Annotated in this window: 13 protein-coding genes, 1 tRNA gene, 1 other RNA gene and 1 pseudogene; 12 read left to right on the forward strand and 4 right to left on the reverse strand. The window is 71.2% G+C overall.

From position 1 onward, the window contains the following. Positions 1 to 3: 3 nt before the first annotated feature. The gene (locus ACZ6CL_RS07155) at positions 4 to 1,260 is read right to left on the reverse strand and encodes a helix-turn-helix domain-containing protein (RefSeq protein ID WP_468932218.1); all 1,257 of its coding nucleotides are present in this window, start codon (positions 1,258 to 1,260) and stop codon (positions 4 to 6) included. 152 nt (positions 1,261 to 1,412) lie between these two features. Here ACZ6CL_RS07155 and ACZ6CL_RS07160 point away from each other — a divergent pair, with 152 nt between their 5' ends. Beyond that, the gene (locus ACZ6CL_RS07160) at positions 1,413 to 1,829 is read left to right on the forward strand and encodes a hypothetical protein (RefSeq protein WP_468932221.1); all 417 of its coding nucleotides are present in this window, start codon (positions 1,413 to 1,415) and stop codon (positions 1,827 to 1,829) included. Positions 1,830 to 2,109: 280 nt separating this feature from the next. Here ACZ6CL_RS07160 and ACZ6CL_RS07165 read toward each other — a convergent pair. Next, positions 2,110 to 2,197, reverse strand: a tRNA-Ser gene (locus ACZ6CL_RS07165). 74 nt (positions 2,198 to 2,271) lie between these two features. Here ACZ6CL_RS07165 and ffs point away from each other — a divergent pair. The 10 genes and pseudogenes from ffs to ACZ6CL_RS07215 all read left to right on the forward strand — a co-directional run. Next, positions 2,272 to 2,366: signal recognition particle sRNA small type (gene ffs / locus ACZ6CL_RS07170), an RNA gene on the forward strand. Between the two features lie 73 nt (positions 2,367 to 2,439). Then, positions 2,440 to 4,959, forward strand: a complete 2,520-nt coding sequence (locus tag ACZ6CL_RS07175) for a DNA polymerase III subunit gamma and tau (RefSeq protein ID WP_468932223.1) — start codon at positions 2,440 to 2,442, stop codon at positions 4,957 to 4,959. A 121-nt stretch (positions 4,960 to 5,080) separates the two neighbouring features. Then, positions 5,081 to 5,416, forward strand: a complete 336-nt coding sequence (locus ACZ6CL_RS07180) for a YbaB/EbfC family nucleoid-associated protein (protein WP_009716707.1) — start codon at positions 5,081 to 5,083, stop codon at positions 5,414 to 5,416. Between the two features lie 250 nt (positions 5,417 to 5,666). Further along, on the forward strand, positions 5,667 to 6,266 hold the full coding sequence (gene recR / locus ACZ6CL_RS07185; protein WP_009716708.1) for a recombination mediator RecR: 600 nt from the start codon (positions 5,667 to 5,669) through the stop codon (positions 6,264 to 6,266). Next, positions 6,259 to 6,924: a DUF5063 domain-containing protein gene (locus ACZ6CL_RS07190; RefSeq protein ID WP_468932228.1), complete on the forward strand. Its 666-nt coding sequence runs from the start codon at positions 6,259 to 6,261 to the stop codon at positions 6,922 to 6,924. Before recR ends, ACZ6CL_RS07190 begins: the two co-directional genes overlap by 8 nt. A 428-nt stretch (positions 6,925 to 7,352) precedes the next feature. After that, positions 7,353 to 8,633, forward strand: coding sequence for an aspartate kinase (locus ACZ6CL_RS07195; RefSeq protein WP_358614645.1), 1,281 nt, complete (start codon positions 7,353 to 7,355; stop codon positions 8,631 to 8,633). Then, a complete protein-coding gene (locus ACZ6CL_RS07200) occupies positions 8,630 to 9,706 on the forward strand; it encodes an aspartate-semialdehyde dehydrogenase (RefSeq protein WP_468932232.1) in 1,077 nt (358 codons plus the stop codon). Before ACZ6CL_RS07195 ends, ACZ6CL_RS07200 begins: the two co-directional genes overlap by 4 nt. 375 nt (positions 9,707 to 10,081) lie before the next feature. Then, positions 10,082 to 10,663 (forward strand): SigE family RNA polymerase sigma factor, encoded by a 582-nt coding sequence (locus ACZ6CL_RS07205; RefSeq protein ID WP_184502881.1) that lies wholly within the window; start codon positions 10,082 to 10,084, stop codon positions 10,661 to 10,663. Beyond that, on the forward strand, positions 10,660 to 11,811 hold the full coding sequence (locus ACZ6CL_RS07210) for a hypothetical protein (protein ID WP_468932234.1): 1,152 nt from the start codon (positions 10,660 to 10,662) through the stop codon (positions 11,809 to 11,811). The genes ACZ6CL_RS07205 and ACZ6CL_RS07210 overlap by 4 nt, the downstream gene beginning before the upstream one ends. Before the next feature lie 205 nt (positions 11,812 to 12,016). After that, positions 12,017 to 12,643, forward strand: a pseudogene (locus tag ACZ6CL_RS07215) (SURF1 family protein); the annotation flags it as partial. An 85-nt stretch (positions 12,644 to 12,728) separates the two neighbouring features. Here ACZ6CL_RS07215 and ACZ6CL_RS07220 read toward each other — a convergent pair. Continuing rightward, positions 12,729 to 14,609, reverse strand: a complete 1,881-nt coding sequence (locus tag ACZ6CL_RS07220; RefSeq protein WP_468933303.1) for a S9 family peptidase — start codon at positions 14,607 to 14,609, stop codon at positions 12,729 to 12,731. A 129-nt stretch (positions 14,610 to 14,738) separates the two neighbouring features. On the opposite strand from ACZ6CL_RS07220, the gene ACZ6CL_RS07225 reads away from it, so the two are divergent. Then, positions 14,739 to 15,113 carry a nuclear transport factor 2 family protein gene (locus tag ACZ6CL_RS07225; protein WP_468933306.1) on the forward strand — a complete coding sequence of 125 codons (375 nt, stop codon included), beginning with the start codon at positions 14,739 to 14,741 and terminating at the stop codon, positions 15,111 to 15,113. Positions 15,114 to 15,288: 175 nt separating this feature from the next. Here the strand turns inward: ACZ6CL_RS07225 and ACZ6CL_RS07230 are convergent, their stop codons facing one another. Continuing rightward, complete coding sequence (locus tag ACZ6CL_RS07230) at positions 15,289 to 16,566, reverse strand: cytochrome P450 (protein WP_468932237.1); 1,278 nt, start codon at positions 16,564 to 16,566, stop codon at positions 15,289 to 15,291. Positions 16,567 to 16,794 lie beyond the last annotated feature (228 nt).

Raw genomic sequence — 16,794 nt, forward strand, 5'->3', positions numbered from 1 at the left:
CGATTACAGGTAGATGCCGTGCAGTCGGTCGTCGAAGTCGCGGACGACCTTGGGGGGAGTCGGTGAGGCGTAGGACCGCCGGAGGCCACGGGCGCGTTCGATGATCCGGCCGGATCGGTATCGCAGACCGGTCTCCAGCGCGCGGGTGGCCAGGGCGAACGCGCCGTCCAGCCGACCGCTTGTGAGGTGTGCGGCGGCGAGGTCGAGGGTCAGCAGTGCGCGTTGTTTTTCGTGGCTCGAAGTAAGCGCGGCAGCCGCTGCGTCCTGGGAGGCGTTCACCCATTGGGGGAGGCCGAGGCGCGCGCCACAGGTCAGCCTGGCCGCTGCGACCTTGCTGTGGGTGAAGGTGAACACCCAAGGCCACGGGGGCTGTTGGTCGTCCTGGATGGTGTCCGTGCTGCGGGCGGCTTGGAGCAGCGCGGTGTCCGCCGCGGTCGCATTTCCAGATGCCGCGTGCGCCTGGGCTTCCACCATGCTGAGCCACGCTGAGGCAATGGCCGGTGTGTCCTCTCCCAGATGTCGATGGGCTCGGTGGACGAGGGACAGCGCCTCGGCGGCATTGCCGGCGTCTGCCTCGAACCCGGCCAGGCTGCCGAGTTGGTATGCGAGGAGCAGTCGGTCGCCGGAGGTGCGCGCGGCCTTGATGGCCGCGCCGTACCACGTACGGGCCGAACCGATGTCGTTCATGTCCCAGGCCAGCCACCCCGCGAGCGACGCCGCTTCGCTGCCCACGGCCGCCAGGCGTGCACGCTGCTCCGGGGCTTCGGCCTCGGCCGTGATGGTCTGGGTGAGCCGCAGGTGCGCCAGGACCGGTTCGGACAGATGGCGGGAGGGGGTGGTGGCGTCCAAGCGGCGGAAGGCTGTGGTGGCCATGCGGAGTGTCGCGGCCTGCCCAGCGTCTGTGGGGCGAGGGCGACGAGTGGGGAGAGCGGGCGTCGCGGCTATCGCTGCCGTTCCCGCGAGGAAGTTGCGCCGGTGCACGTCGTGCTGTCCATTCTCGGCGGCATGCGCCGCCGCGTGGTCAGCGAGGCCGACCAGACGCGGGGGAATGTGCAGATGCGTGGCGGCTCTCGCCAGGATGGTCATGTCGTAGGAGGCCGTGCCGCGGCCTTCGAGGCGTGAGACGGCGGACTGGCTGACCCCACAGGCATCACCGAGCTGGCGTTGGGAGACGCCGGTGGCACGGCGAGCCAGGTTCACCACCCGGCCGTAGTCACCTTGGTGGGAGGCGTCGCGGATCGCCTGCGCAGACCAGTTCATGCCCACCCCTGTTTGGTACCTGGGTCTCGCTGTTCATCCGTTATCTGTATGCGTCGGCCGCATGCGGCCATGCGCGGTGCGGGTCGGCGCTGGCCGGTTCAGGATGACGCACGGTTCTGTCTCCTCACTACCCGTAATGGGGAAGGGGACGCATGACCACCAAAGCCTTGTCATGGATGCCGCCGAACGGCGACGACGTAGAGCTGGTTCAAGTCGGGCTGTACTGGGACGCGGTACGAGCCTCTGCGGACATCGGCGAGTGCGCGCTGCAGCTGCTCGCCGACGCGTCCGGCGCCGTCATCGCCGACTACGGCCTGATGTACTGGCTCATCCCGAGCGGTCACGCCCAGGACTGGCAACGTCTCCAGAAGGGGATCCACGCCCTGAGTGCGCAGGGCGCCGAGGTTACGTACGTCGGCGTACCGCCTGCGGGCTGGACGGATGGTCCGCGCTTGCACTGGCGTATTCCGGTGGGGCCGGACCGGTACCTGACCGACGCGACCCGGCTCCGCGAGGCCCTGGTGCGGGCGATCGCCGCTGAGTTTGCCGAGGGGGTGACGGCCCGATGAACGTCCAGGTGTGTGCCCGCTGCCAAACGACCACCAGGCAGCCGGTCGTGGTGGCGATCGGGCACGGCGCGAGCGCTGGCGGCGGCACGGTCTACGCCTGCCCCGATTGCGCACCCACCTTCCCGCGACAGCGCGACCCCTTCGCGGGGACGGCCATGATGCGCCGCGACGCGCAGCCGGCCTCCGCAGGTCCCGACCGAGACCAAAAGTGAGACCACGAACGCCGAAGGGCCCCACCGCGAGCGGTGGGGCCCTTCGACGTATTGCCCGGTGAAGGCAATGGCGGAGGATACGAGATTCGAACTCGTGAGGGGTTGCCCCCAACACGCTTTCCAAGCGTGCGCCCTAGGCCTCTAGGCGAATCCTCCGCTGGAGACTCTACAAGACGATCGGGAGTGCTCGCGAACTCGTTCCCACCCCGTTCTATCCGCTAGGGTGGGGGCCAGCCCCTCACGTGGCGCTATCTCACCGAACTCCCCCAGGGCCGGAAGGCAGCAAGGGTAAGTGGGCTCTGGCGGGTGCGTGGGGGGCCCTTTCGTTGGTGGGGGCGTTGTGGGGCGGGGACCCGGGCGGCGTCCGGATGTCGGTGGGCCCCGATATCGTCGTAAGCGTGTCGTCCCTCGCGCTGTACCGCCGCTACCGCCCCGAGACCTTCGCGGAGGTCATCGGGCAGGAGCATGTCACCGATCCCCTGCAGCAGGCGCTGCGCAACAACCGGGTCAACCACGCGTATCTGTTCAGTGGTCCGCGCGGCTGTGGCAAGACGACCAGTGCGCGCATCCTGGCCCGCTGTCTGAACTGTGAGAAGGGCCCCACCCCGGCGCCGTGCGGGGAGTGCCAGTCCTGCCAGGACCTCGCGCGGAACGGGCCCGGGTCGATCGATGTCATCGAGATCGACGCCGCCTCGCACGGTGGCGTGGACGACGCGCGGGAGCTGAGGGAGAAGGCCTTCTTCGGGCCCGCGTCGAGCCGTTACAAGATCTACATCATCGACGAGGCCCACATGGTCACCTCGGCGGGGTTCAACGCCCTGCTGAAGGTGGTCGAAGAGCCGCCGGAGCATCTGAAGTTCATCTTCGCGACCACCGAGCCGGAGAAGGTCATCGGCACCATCCGGTCGCGTACGCACCACTATCCGTTCCGGCTGGTGCCCCCGGGGACGCTCCGCGACTATCTGGGTGAGGTCTGCGGGCGCGAGGACATTCCGGTCGAGGACGGGGTGCTGCCGCTGGTGGTGCGGGCGGGCGCCGGGTCCGTCCGGGACTCGATGTCGGTCATGGACCAGCTGCTCGCGGGCGCGACCGAGGACGGCGTGACGTACGCCATGGCCACCTCGCTGCTCGGTTATACGGACGGCTCGCTGCTCGACGCGATCGTGGAAGCGTTCGCGGCGACCGACGGCGCGGCGGCCTTCGAGGTCGTGAACCGGGTGATCGAGGGCGGCAACGACCCCCGGCGCTTCGTCGCCGACCTGCTGGAGCGGCTGCGTGACCTCGTGATCCTCGCCGCCGTGCCGGACGCGGCGGACAAGGGGCTCATCGACGCCCCGGCCGACGTGGTCGAGCGGATGCAGGCGCAGGCGTCGGTCTTCGGCGGGGCCGAGCTGAGCCGGGCGGCCGATCTCGTCAACACGGGGCTGACGGAGATGCGCGGCGCGACCTCGCCGCGGCTGCAGCTGGAGCTGATCTGCGCGCGGGTGCTGCTGCCCGCCGCTTTCGACGACGAGCGGTCCGTCCAGTCGCGGCTGGAGCGGCTGGAGCGGGGTGCCCTGGCGGGCGGCCTGGGCGGTGCGGTTGGCGGCGGTGGCGGTGGCGTCGGCGGTGGGGCCGGGCCCGCAGTGGGGTACGTACCGGGGCCCGACGCCCACGTCCCGGCCGGGCCCTCCGGACCGGCGGCCGCCCGTGCGGCGATGTCCGGCGGTCGTGGGCCGGACGCGGGTGCCCCCGGGGCGCAGCCCAGCGCGCCGGACGAGGGGCCGCCCGCCGGTGGCGGCGGTGGTGCCGCGGCGCCTGGGTACGACGCTTCCGGCGCGGCCGCGGAGCCTGCGGTGGGCGGCGGTCCGGCTGGTGACGACGGCGGCGCGGACAGTGGGGCGCGGCGGCCCGGCGCCTGGCCTGCGGCGGGCGGAGGCGGAGGCGGCGGCGCGGCCGGGCAGACGGCGGCGCCGGGCGGCGGGCAGCGGCCCGGGGCCTGGCCTACGAGCACACAGCCCGGTGCGGGCGGCGGCGGGCAGCAGCCCGGCGGTCCGCCCGCGGCGGGCGGGGGACAGCGGCCGGGGGCCTGGCCCTCGGCTTCAGCGCCGGGGTCGGGGGCCGCTGCGCCCGCCCCGGGAGGGACCGGGGCCGGCCCGGCAGCGGCCGGGCAGGGGCGTCCGGCCGGTGGGCCCGGCCAGCCTCAGCCGACGCCGGGCATGGCGCAGGGCGCCCAGCAGGTGCGGCAGATGTGGCCGGACATCCTGGAGGCGGTCAAGAACCGGCGCCGCTTCACCTGGATCCTGCTGAGCCAGAACGCGACGGTCTCCGGTTTCGACGGCACCACCCTCCAGATCGGGTTCCCCAACGCGGGCGCCCGTGACAGCTTCGCCAACGGCGGCAGTGAGGACATCCTGCGGCAGGCCCTCAACGACGCGATCGGCGTGCAGTGGCGCATCGAGGCGATCGTCGATCCTTCTGGAGGGCAGGGCGGTCCGGGCGGGCCCGGGCCGGGAGCGTCGGGCGGCCCCGGCGGCTTCGGCGGAAGCGGAGGCGGAGCCGGAGCCGGAGGTGGCAGCGGCGGCACCAGCTTCTTCGGCGGAGGTGGCGCAGGCGGAAGCGGCGGCGCAGGCGGAAGCGGCGGCGCAGGCGGCGGCGGTCAGCCCGCCCCGCCGCCGCGCCAGTCCGCGCCCGCGCCTCCGTCCGCCTCCGCCGCACCGTCGGCCCCGGCCCCGGCTCCCGCGCCCGCCGACGCGGGGCCGCCCGCCGAGGCGTCCGCGTACCGGGAGTACCGGGAGCCCGAGCCTCCGCCCATCTCGCCGGAGGAGGACATGCCCGCCGAGGACGACCCGGATCTCGACGAGACCGCGCTGAGCGGGCATGACCTCATCGTGCGCGAGCTGGGCGCCACCGTGATCGAGGAGATCGCGAACGAGTAGGCCCCGTAGGGGAGGGGCGGGCCGTGGTCGTCTCCTCCGTACGGCGTAGGGCAAGGCGCCGTAGGAGCACGTAGGCTCGGGCTATCGAAGAGAACCGCAGTCGACAGCCAGGAGCGAACTCGTGATTCCCGGTGGTGGCCAGCCTGACATGCAGCAGCTGCTGCAGCAGGCGCAGAAGATGCAGCAGGACCTCGCCGCGGCCCAGGAGGAGCTGGCCCGTACGCCTGTCGAGGGGTCCTCGGGCGGTGGGCTGGTGAAGGCGACCGTGACCGGTGCCGGTGAGCTGCAGGGTCTGGTGATCGACCCGAAGGCGGTGGACCCGGAGGACACCGAGACCCTCGCGGACCTCGTCGTCGCGGCCGTCCGCGACGCGAACCATGTGGCGCAGGAGCTCCAGCAGACGAAGCTCGGCCCGCTGGCGCAGGGACTGGGCGGGATGCCGGGGCTGCCCTTCTGAGGCCAAAGGCCTGAGACTGAGGGTCTGGGACTGACAGTCTGAGTCCGACGGGCTGGGGCGGAAAGCCTGAGTCCGATGGGGCTGAGACGGAAAGTCCCAGGCCGAGGGCCCGTTTTGCGGTCCGTTCCGGGGGCCGTGCGAACGGGGCCGACCGACGGTTCGACGGGTGCTGTGCCCCGTTTCGACCGGCGCAACCGAATATTCATATGCGGTACAGCCACCGCGCGGCGGCGCGAGATTGGATGCAGGCGTGTACGAGGGCGTGGTCCAGGACCTTATCGACGAGTTGGGCAGGCTGCCCGGCGTCGGTCCCAAGAGCGCGCAGCGGATCGCCTTCCACATCCTCCAGTCCGAGCCCACCGACGTCCGACGCCTCGCTCACGCGCTGACCGAGGTCAAGGAGAAGGTGCGGTTCTGCGCGGTGTGCGGGAACGTCGCCGAGGCCGAGCAGTGCCGGGTCTGCCAGGATCCGCGCCGCGACCCCGCGGTCATCTGCGTGGTCGAGGAGCCGAAGGATGTTGTCGCGATCGAGCGGACCCGCGAGTTCCGCGGCCGCTATCACGTGCTCGGCGGGGCGATCAGCCCCATCGAGGGCGTGGGCCCGGACGATCTGCGGATCAGGGAGCTGCTGGCCCGGCTCGCGGACGGAACGGTCACCGAGCTGATCCTGGCCACCGATCCGAATCTGGAGGGTGAAGCCACCGCCACGTACCTCGCGCGCATGATCAAGCCCATGGGGCTGAAGGTCACGCGCTTGGCCAGCGGTCTTCCCGTCGGGGGAGACCTGGAGTATGCCGACGAGGTCACGCTGGGTCGTGCCTTCGAAGGGAGAAGACTTCTCGATGTCTGACGCAACGTTGCACGACGCACACCCGGACCCGGACGACTTCGCGGTCCAGATCGCCGATCAGATCGAGAGTTTCATCGTCGCGGTCACCGAGGTCGCCAAGGGCGACGAACCGGACAGCGCTGTGCCGTTCCTGCTGCTCGAGCTCTCCCAGCTGATCCTCGCCGGCGGCAGGCTCGGCGCGCACGAGGACTTCGTACCGGACGAGCGGTACGAGCCGGACGCCGGTCCGGAGCCGGACGTGGACGAGCTGCGGGAGCGGTTCGCCCGGCTGCTGGAGCCGGTGGACATCTACTCGGAGGTGTTCGACCCGTACGTACCGCGCAGTGAGCCCGTCCCCTGCCGCATCTCCGACGACCTCGCCCTGATCATCACGGATCTGCGGCACGGCATGGCGCACTACCGCGAGGGCCGGATCAGCGAGGCGCTGTGGTGGTGGCAGTTCTCGTACCTCTCCAACTGGGGTACGACCGCTTCCGCCGCGCTGCGCGCGCTCCAGTCGCTCGTCGCGCACGTCCGGCTGGACAGCCCGCTGGACGAGCTGGACGGACTGGACACGGACAGTAGCGCGGGCGGGGACGAGGCGCTGGCGGAGGAGGCCGGCCGGGTCATGGCGGCGGAGATCGCGGAGCCGCTGGGGCTGCGCTCCCTGCGGCCCTGAGGCGTCCGTGAGGCGTCCGTGAGGTGCCCCTGAGACTCCCCTGAGACTCCCCTGAGGCTCCTCCTGAAACGCCACTGAGCGCCCCGCGCGGGCTCCGGCGCGAGGGCGGCCGTGGGGCGCCCTCGGGCAGTACGGAGCCCCGCGCGGGCGCCGCCGCGGCCCCGCGCGCCCTGTGAGCTGGGTTACGTTCCCGTGTGCTTCGCCCGGAAGCGGGCAGGGTTCGTCGCTGAACGAGTGGTGCGGGATGCCAGGAGTATCCGCGGTACGGGGACGTTGTGCCGCATGATCCCCCTGGTCCGCCCGGGTCCGTCTGGTCCGTCCTGGTCGGGTAGTGAGGCGTGTGTCTCGCTATCTGATATTGGGAGGGCACTTTCCGGCCGCTCGTTAGACTGAGCCGACCGCAACATTGAGATCTGCGAGGAGCGCACGTGGGCCTTGTCGTGCAGAAGTACGGAGGCTCCTCCGTTGCCGATGCCGAGGGCATCAAGCGGGTCGCCAAGCGAATCGTCGAAGCCAAGAAGAACGGCCACCAGGTGGTCGTCGTGGTTTCCGCGATGGGCGACACGACGGACGAGCTGATCGATCTCGCCGAGCAGGTATCCCCGATTCCTACTGGGCGCGAGTTCGACATGCTGCTGACCGCGGGAGAGCGAATCTCCATGGCATTGCTCGCCATGGCGATCAAAGACCTCGGTCACGAGGCGCTGTCGTTCACCGGCAGCCAGGCAGGAGTCATCACCGACGCGGTCCACAACAAAGCACGGATCATCGATGTCACGCCGGGGCGCATCCGCGACGCGCTCGAGCTGGGCGCGGTCGCGATCGTCGCGGGCTTCCAGGGCGTGTCCCAGGAGAGCAAGGACATCACCACCCTCGGCCGGGGCGGCTCGGACACCACGGCGGTGGCCCTCGCGGCGGCTCTGGACGCCGAGGTGTGCGAGATCTACACCGACGTGGACGGAGTGTTCACCTCCGATCCGCGCGTGGTGACGAAGGCTCGCAAGATCAACGAAATCCCGTACGAGGACATGCTGGAGCTGGCCGCGAGCGGCTCCAAGGTGCTGCATCTGCGCTGCGTGGAGTACGCGCGCCGCTACAACATCCCCATCCACGTACGGTCGTCGTTCTCCGGCCATCAGGGCACCTGGGTGCGCAATCGGCAGGAAGCGGGAGAAGGAGAAGAAGGCATGGAGCAGGCGATCATCTCCGGGGTCGCGCACGACACGTCCGAGGCCAAGGTCACGGTCGTCGGGGTGCCGGACAAGCCGGGTGAGGCCGCGGCCATCTTCCGCACGATCTCGGACGCCGAGATCAACATCGACATGGTGGTGCAGAACGTCTCCGCCGCGTCGACCGGACTGACCGATATTTCGGTCACGCTGCCCAAGACGGACGGCCACCGGGCGATGGAGGCGCTGACCAAGGCGAAGCCGCAGATCGGCTTCGACTCGCTGCGCTACGACGACCAGATCGCCAAGATCTCGCTGATCGGCGCCGGGATGCGGACCAACCCGGGCGTGACCGCGACCTTCTTCGAGGCGCTGTCGAACGCCGGGGTCAACATCGAGCTGATCTCGACCTCCGAGATCCGCATCTCGGTCGTCACCCGCGCCGACGACGTGAAGGACGCGGTCCGCGCCGTGCACAGCGCGTTCGGCCTGGACAGCGACAGCGTCGAGGCCGTCGTGTACGGAGGTACCGGCCGATGACCCGGGCCGGCGGCGCCGGTGGCCGGAAGCCGACGCTCGCCGTCGTCGGTGCGACCGGTGCCGTCGGCACAGTCATGCTCTCGATCCTGTCCGAGCGGGCCGACGTCTGGGGTGAGATCCGGCTGATCGCCTCGCCGCGCTCGGCCGGCCGGAAGCTGACCGTCCGGGGCGAGCAGGTCGAGGTGATCGCGCTGGGCGAGGAGGCCTTCGACGGCGTCGACGTCGCGATGTTCGACGTCCCCGACGAGGTCTCGGCCCAGTGGGCGCCGGTCGCGGTGAGCAAGGGCGCGGTCGTCGTGGACAACTCCGGCGCCTTCCGGATGGATCCGGATGTGCCGCTGGTCGTGCCCGAGGTGAACGCGCACGCGGCGCGCGTCCGGCCGCGCGGCATCATCGCCAACCCGAACTGCACCACCCTGTCGATGATCGTCGCGATGGGCGCGCTGCACGCCGAGTTCGGGCTAAGCGAGCTGATCGTCTCCTCGTACCAGGCCGTCTCCGGCGCGGGCAAGGAGGGCATCGACGCCCTGCGCGAGCAGATCGCGCTGGTGGCCGGTACGGAACTGGGTACCCACCCGGGCGACGTACGGCGGGCGGTCGGCGAGACCGGGCCGTTCCCGGCGCCGATGGCGCTCAACGTGGTGCCGTTCGCGGGCTCGCTCAAGGAGGACGGCTGGTCCTCGGAGGAGCTGAAGGTCCGGAACGAGTCCCGCAAGATCCTGGGGCTGCCCGGTCTGCGGGTCACCGCGACCTGTGTGCGCGTGCCCGTGATCACCACCCACTCGCTGGCCGTGCACGCGCGGTTCGAGAACGAGGTCACGGTGGAGGCGGCGCACGAGATCCTGGCCGGTGCGCCGGGAGTGGTGCTGTGCGACAACCCGGCGGAGGGCGAGTTCCCGACGCCTGCCGATGTCGTGGGCACCGACCCGACGTGGGTCGGCCGGGTGCGGCGCTCGCTGGACGACCCGAAGGCGCTCGAACTCTTCGTGTGCGGCGACAACCTCCGCAAGGGCGCGGCGCTGAACACCGCGCAGATCGGGGAGGTCGTCGCGGCGGAACTGACCGCCGCGTAGCGCCCCGCGGAGAGTGCGCCGCACGAGGTGCACACCCCGGACAATGTGAATATCCTGTGATCTGGGCAATGGCCTGGACCAGTTGATCCGGGCCAGGTGGCCTGTCAGACGAACCGCTCCCCGCTTGCTGCAACCGGCAGCGAGCGGGGAGCGTCTTTCTGGTCGCCCACCAGTGGGCGCTGTGAAAACTGGGCATAGGGGAGAGTTGGGGCGCATGGGGGGATCTGGTGCAGCGTCAAAAGCGGTGCCTCGCGCGTACAACCCTGACGGGGGACAGCGTGTCCAACATACGTGGCAGAGGCATTCGGCATCGCAACGGTTCCAGGGCGCGGCGGCACGGCAGTGCGGCCCCCGCGTCCGCGCACATCAGGCGGTATGCCGGTGATCGCGCCATGGTCGACCGCCCGCCCTGCGCCCCTCGCGACAGGGCGCGAGGACGCTGACGACGCGATGGCGATGGCAGCGGGGACCACAGTCGATCACCTCACCGAGACCTACCGCGCCCACTACCGGTCGCTGCTCGGTCTCGCCGCGCTCCTCCTCGACGACACCGCGTCCTGCGAGGACGTGGTGCAGGAGGCGTTCATCCGCGTGCACTCGGCGCGCAAAAGAGTCCGCGACCCCGAAAAAACGCTCGCCTATCTGCGGCAGACGGTCGTCAACCTCTCCCGCTCCGCGCTGCGTCGCCGCATCCTCGGGCTGAAGCTGCTCTCCAAGCCGATGCCCGACATGGCCAGTGCCGAGGAAGGCGCGTACGACCAGCTGGAGCGCGACCAATTGATCAAGGCGATGAAAGGGCTGCAGCGCCGCCAGCGCGAGGTCCTTGTGCTGCGCTACTTCGCCGATATGACCGAGGCCCAGGTGGCTGAGACGCTGGGCATATCGCTCGGCTCGGTCAAGGCGTACGGCTCGCGCGGCATCGCGGCGCTCCGCGTCGCCATGGAGGCTCCCGCATGAACCACGAGAACGACACGCCGGGCCCGGAGGACCCCGACCGGAGGGACGGCGCGGGTCCCGGCGGCACGGGTCCTGAGGGCACGGGTACTCACGGCGCTGGTTCGGACAGCACCGGCGCAGACGGCGCGGGTGGCATGGACGAGCAGGCGCTACGGCGGATGCTGCGCCACGCGGTGGACGACCTGGAGCCGACCCCGCACTCCCTGGAGCATCTGCGGCGCGCCGTGCCGGCCCGCCGGGTGCGGCGGCGCCAGGCCTTGGTCGGGGCCGTGGCGGCGGTGGTGCTCGGCGGCGCCGCACTGCCCGCCCTGGTGCACGTCACGTCCGCCAGCAACGCCTCGAACGGCCGCCCGGCCAACGCGGCCAGCAGCCACCGCACCCCGCAGGGGGGCGACGACGGCGGGCGCGGCGAAGGCAGCGGCGGCAAGGACCCCGACGGGCCCTCCGACAAGGCCCGGACGGAGCACCGCGACCCCAAGGACAAGGACGGCAAGAAGGGCGAGGACAAGCCGTCCAAGGGCGACCAGGGCGGCGACTCGGGCGGCACCGCCCCCGACCCCACCAGCACGCTGAACGCCACCTCGCCCACCTGCTCGCGCACCCAGCTCGGCGGGAGCGGCGGGTCGGCCGGAGCGCCGGACGCCGAGGGCCGGATCTATGGCTCGTTCCGCGTCGTGAACACCTCCGGTCAGGCCTGCATGGTCGAGGGCGGCGGCACCTACGGGGTGACCGCGCAGGGCGCGGCGGACCCGGCGAAGGTCTTCTTCGTCGATCACACGGCGGGCGACGCGGCCAGCGGGCTGCCCGACCCGGCCACCGGTCCGGGCACCCTGATCCTGCAGCCGGGCCAGGGGTACGACGTGCGCTTCGCCTGGATACCGGCGTCTGGCGGCGGCACCAGCGGATGCCCCACGTCCGGCGGCGATACGCCGACCGAAAGCCCCTCCCCGGATGCCGCGGGCGGCCCTGCGGACCAGCCCGGCTCGGGGGAGCCGAGCGGCGCCCCGGGCGGCGGTGGCGAGCAGCCTGCCGCGAGTGTCCAGGTCAGCTATACGCCGGAGGCGGGCGAGCCCGCGGTCGGCAGCGTGACCCTGAGCGGCGCCTGCGCGGGGACGGTCTACGGCACCGGTCTGCTGGCCTCCTCCTGAGCGTCGTCCCGGGCTTCCTCCCGGGCCCTCACCCGGGCCCTCACCCGGGCTCTCACCCGAGGCCTCTACCCGCCGCGGTCCCGGCCCTCCCGGCGGCGTGAAGCCGGGGCCCGCCGCCGGGGGCCCGGCGCGGGGCCCGTACCGTGGGGGTGTGTATCGGTTTCTGCTGACACCCCGCTGGTGGGTGATCAACGTGTTCACCGTGGTGGCGATCCCGTTCTGCCTCTTCATGGGCAGCTGGCAGCTCGGCCGCTTCGAGACGCGCATCGACACCCACGAGCAGCAGCAGGACGATGCGGCCGGTGCCGAGAAGGCCGCGGTGAAGCCGCTGCACGACCTGCTGCCGGTCACCACGGAGACCTCAGGGCGGCGGGCGACCGCCTCCGGCCGGTATGACACCGAACACCAACTCCTCGTCCCTGACCGGCGGCTCGGCGGCCGTACCGGCTTCTATGTGCTGACGCTGCTGCGCACCGACGGGGGCAAGGCGCTGCCCGTCGTCCGCGGCTGGCTGCCCGGCGACGCCGACTCCAAGGCCGACACCGCCAAGGTGCCCGCGCCGCCGTCCGGCCGGGTGACGGTCACCGGAGCGCTCCAGGCGACCGAGCACGAGGGCAGCGGCGGGTCGTCCGCGAGCGGCGCTCTGCCGCGCGGTCAGCTGGGCATGATCAGCGACGCCTCGCTGGTCAATCTGGTGCCGTACACGGTGTACGACGCGTGGATCACCTCCTCCCAGGCGCCCGGGGCCCTGCGGCCGGTGCCCCCCGTGGTGGCGGAGGGCACCGGGCTGGACCTCAAGGCGTTCCAGAACCTCGGCTACACCGGTGAGTGGTTCGTCTTCGCGGGCTTCGTGGTCTTCATGTGGTTCCGGCTCTTCCGGCGCGAGGTCGAGGCCGCCCGCGACCTCGCGCTGGGCCTCACTCCGGACGGGCCTGCGGCGCCTTCGTCCGGTCCGCGGCCGGACCGCTCCCCGGACCCGGAAGGCTCGGGTTCGGACTCGGACTCAGGTGACGCTGAGCGAAATCGATCTCCAAGCGCAACTGCTTGATCCGCTCCTCGACCACGAGCGAGCCGTGCCCCGCGTCGTAGCGGTAGACCTCGTGCGGGGCGCCGCGGCGCACCAGCCGCTCCACGTAGTTGTCGATCTGCCGTATCGGACAGCGCGGGTCGTTCACCCCGGCCGAGATGTAGACCGGCGCCCGCACTTCGTCCACGTAGGTCAGCGGGGAGGACGCCTCGAAGCGCTCCGGCACCTCCTCCGGGGTACCCCCGAGGAGCGTGCGGTCCATCGCCTTCAGGGCCTCCATCTCGTCGTGGTAGGCCGTCACGTAGTCCGCGACCGGGACCGCCGCCAGGCCCAGCGCCCAGGCCTCGGGCTGAGTGCCCAGGCCCAGGAGCGTCAGATAGCCGCCCCAGGAGCCGCCCGACAGCACCAGCCGCCCGGGATCGGCCAGCCCTGAGGCCACCGCCCACTCCCGGACCGCCGCGATGTCCTCCAGCTCGATCAGCCCGACCCGGTGCTTGAGCGCGTCCGTCCAGGCCCGCCCGTACCCGGTCGAGCCGCGGTAGTTGACCCGGACGACGGCGAAACCGTGGTCGACCCAGGCCGCCGTGCCTGCCGCGAACGAGTCGCTGTCGTGCCAGGTCGGTCCGCCGTGGATGTCGAAGACGGTGGGGAAGGGGCCCTCGCCCGCGGGCTTCTGCACCAGCGCGTGCACCCGCCCGCCCGGTCCGTCCACCCAGGCGTCGGTGACCGGCACCGATACGGGGGCCTTGAACCCCGGCGGGTCGAGCACGGTCCGCCCGGTCGTCGACCGCACCTGCGGCGGCTGCTCGGCCGAGGACCACAGGAACTCGACCGCGCCGTCCGGCCGCGCGGAGGCGCCCCCGATCGACCCGGCCGGGGTCTCGACGCGGGTCAGCTCACCCGAGGCCAGCTCATACCGCCACAGCTCGCCGCGCGCCTGGTGGTCGTGGGAGACCAGCAGCGCCGAGCCGTCCGGGAACCAGTCCGCGCCGACATCGCCCGGCAGGTCGATGGCCAGGGCCGTCTCCACCCCGGTCAGCGGATCCCACACCATCGGCTCCCACCGGCCCCGCCGCTGGTGCCCGATCAGCAGCCGGCTGTCCCCGGCGACCGGCGCGAAGCCCATGACGGACAGGCCCAGCTCCTCGGTGCCGCCCTTGGTGTCGTCCAGCTCCGCGACCGCCGTCCCGTCGAGCCGGACGACCCGGATCGCCGCGTGCATGGCGTCGCCGTGCTCGGTGTGCTCGACCGCGATCAGCGTCCCGTCGTACGACAGGTCGCCCACCCCGGCCGACTCCCGGTGCCGGTAGATCTCCCGGGGCTCGCCCTCCGGCGGCACCACATGGATCGTCGAGCCCTCCTCGTCCGTGGACCGGCCGACGACCGCCGTGCCGTCCCGGCCGAGCGCGAGACCCGCCGGGTAGGAGGGTTCGAGACCGGGCGCCGCGGGCTCGTCCGCCTCCGCGCCCCCGGCCTCGCCGCCCTCGCGGACCGCGCCGCCCTCGAAGGGCTGGCGCCGCCACACCCCGAACTCATCGCCGTCGGTATCCGAGAACCACCAGATCCACCGCCCGTCCGGGGTCAGCACCCCGTCCGTCGTCCCGTTCGGCCGGTCCGTCACCTGGCGCTGCGCGCCGGTGGCCCGGTCCCATGCGTACAGCTCATACGTGCCCGTGGCGTTCGAGACGAACAGCGACCGGTCGGGGGCGTCCTCCGCCCACTCCGGCAACCCCACTCGCGGTGCCCGAAACCGCTTTTCCCAGTCCGGCATGGACTCCGTGCTCTCAGTCATGACCCCATTCTGCGCCGCACCCCGACATCCGCGCTGGCGTCCCCTCGCGCCTGTGGATAACGTTCGCGGCGGGCATGGACAGACGGGGCCGCAACGGAGGGGGAGATGATGGGCGACATAGCCGCGACCGTGGAGACATATTGGGCAACGGCCCAGGCCAGGGACTGGAGGGCGTTCGGCGCGACCCTCGCCGACGACGTTCGCTACGAGCTTCCGCAGACCCGGGAGCGGGTGGTCGGCCGGGACGGCGTGGTCCGCTTCAACGCCGAGCAGCTCGGCGAGTGGAGCCTGGAGGTCGAGCGCGTGGTCGCCGACGCCACCCAGGCGGTCTCCTGGGTCCGGTTCAGCGACGATGAGGAGGAGACGCAGGGCATCAGCTTCTTCACCTCCGCGCCGGACGGCAGGATCCAGACGATCACCGATTTCCGGCCGGCCGCGTACGAGCCTCCGGCCGGGCGTGACCAACTGACCGAGCGCTTCTGACGGATCCCCACCCGCCAGATCCGCACCTGCCAGGTCCCCACCTGCCAGGGTCCCCACCTGTCAGATCCCCATCTGACAGGCTCCCAATTCCCCGTGCCCACCCCGCGATACCCCGCCCTCGCCCCCTTCTCTCCCCGTCCCTTCCCCGTCCCCCTCCACCCCTCTCGGCGCTCGTCTAGCGCAGCTTCACCGGCAGCGTGTCGACGCCGTAGACGATGGACAGCTTCCGGTACTTGAGCTTGTCGGCGTCGACGGCCAGCCGCATCTCCGGGAATCGCCGGATCAGCGCCGGGTAGGCCGCGCGGAGTTCCATCTTGGCGAGTTCGGCCCCGATGCAGCGGTGAATGCCGTGGCCGAATGCCAGGTGAGAGGACGCCTGCCGGTGCGGATCGACCCGATCCATGTCCGGGCCCAGCTTCTCGTCGCGATTCGCGCCGCTCAGCGAGCACAGCACCAGATCCCCGGCGGATATCTTCGTGCCCGCTATCTCCATGTCCTCGCGCGCGAAGCGCGGGAACGCCACCTGGACGACGGAGAGATAACGCAGCAGCTCGTCCACGAAACGGTCGACGACGTCTTCCTGATCGCGTATCGCCGCGAACTGTTCGGGGGCCTGGAGCAGTACGAGCGTGCCGAGCGCCAGCATGCTCGCGGTGGTTTCCAGACCGCCGGTCAGCACCCCGTCGGCCAGCCCCGCCAGCTCTTGGTCGTCGATTTCGTCGCCGTGCTCCTTCACCAGCATGCCGAGCAGCCCGTCACCCGGTGATTCGCGCTGCTTGCGGACGATTCCGTGCAGATACGCGAGCGAGTCCGACATGGCGCCGAGGGACGCGTTCGCCCCGCTGCCCAGATCGAATCGCGCCGTGCTGTGCCGCTGGAAGTCCTCGCGGTCCTCGTAGGGAACGCCGAGCAGTTCACAGATGACGAGGGCCGGAATGGGGAGCGCGAACATCTCCACCAGGTCGACCGGGCCCTCGGCCGCGGCCATCTCGTCCAGCCGCTCCTCCACGATGGCGTGGATGCGCGGGGTGAGCCTGCTGAGCCGCCGCATGGTGAATTCGGGCGTCAGCAGCCGCCGCAGTCTCGTATGTGTCGGTGGATCACTGAAGCCCAGGCCGCCGGGATTCTGCTGGTGGGCGACGCCGATGTTCTTCTCTGCGAGGTTGGTGAAGTCGGAGCTGAACCCCTTCGCCTTTCCCAGTACCGCCTTGGTCTCGTCATATCCGGTGACGAGCCAGCCATTGATCCCGAAAGGGAGCCAAATCTTGCTGATGGGTTCCTTTGCCCGGGTTGTGGAGAGATCTGCCACGGGGTCGAGTCCGTCACGCTTCAGCGGTGCCAGCGTGGCATCCGGAAGAAACGACATCTTGGACAGATCGAACCCGTTCTTCTGAATCTTCGTGAAGTACTTGCGGCCCAGCCACGTGACGATGTTCGAGCGGAGATTCGACATGGGCGCAATACTGCCCTGCCGCGGCGGGTCGTCCGTCACACGTTGGCAGACGCGTCCCGGTGTGATGTACCACAGCCGTGCCGCGACCCTGCCGCGCCCGCCCTCCCCGCCGCTTCGCGATCAGTGCGGTGGCGCGGACCGGGAGATCGGAGGAAAGTGAAGATATCGGGCGTGACGCGCGGGCGATGAGGGCTGCGCGAGCGCTGTGTGAGGGCTGCGCGAAGGGTG

The organism is Streptomyces sp. NPDC041200 (assembly GCF_055591805.1).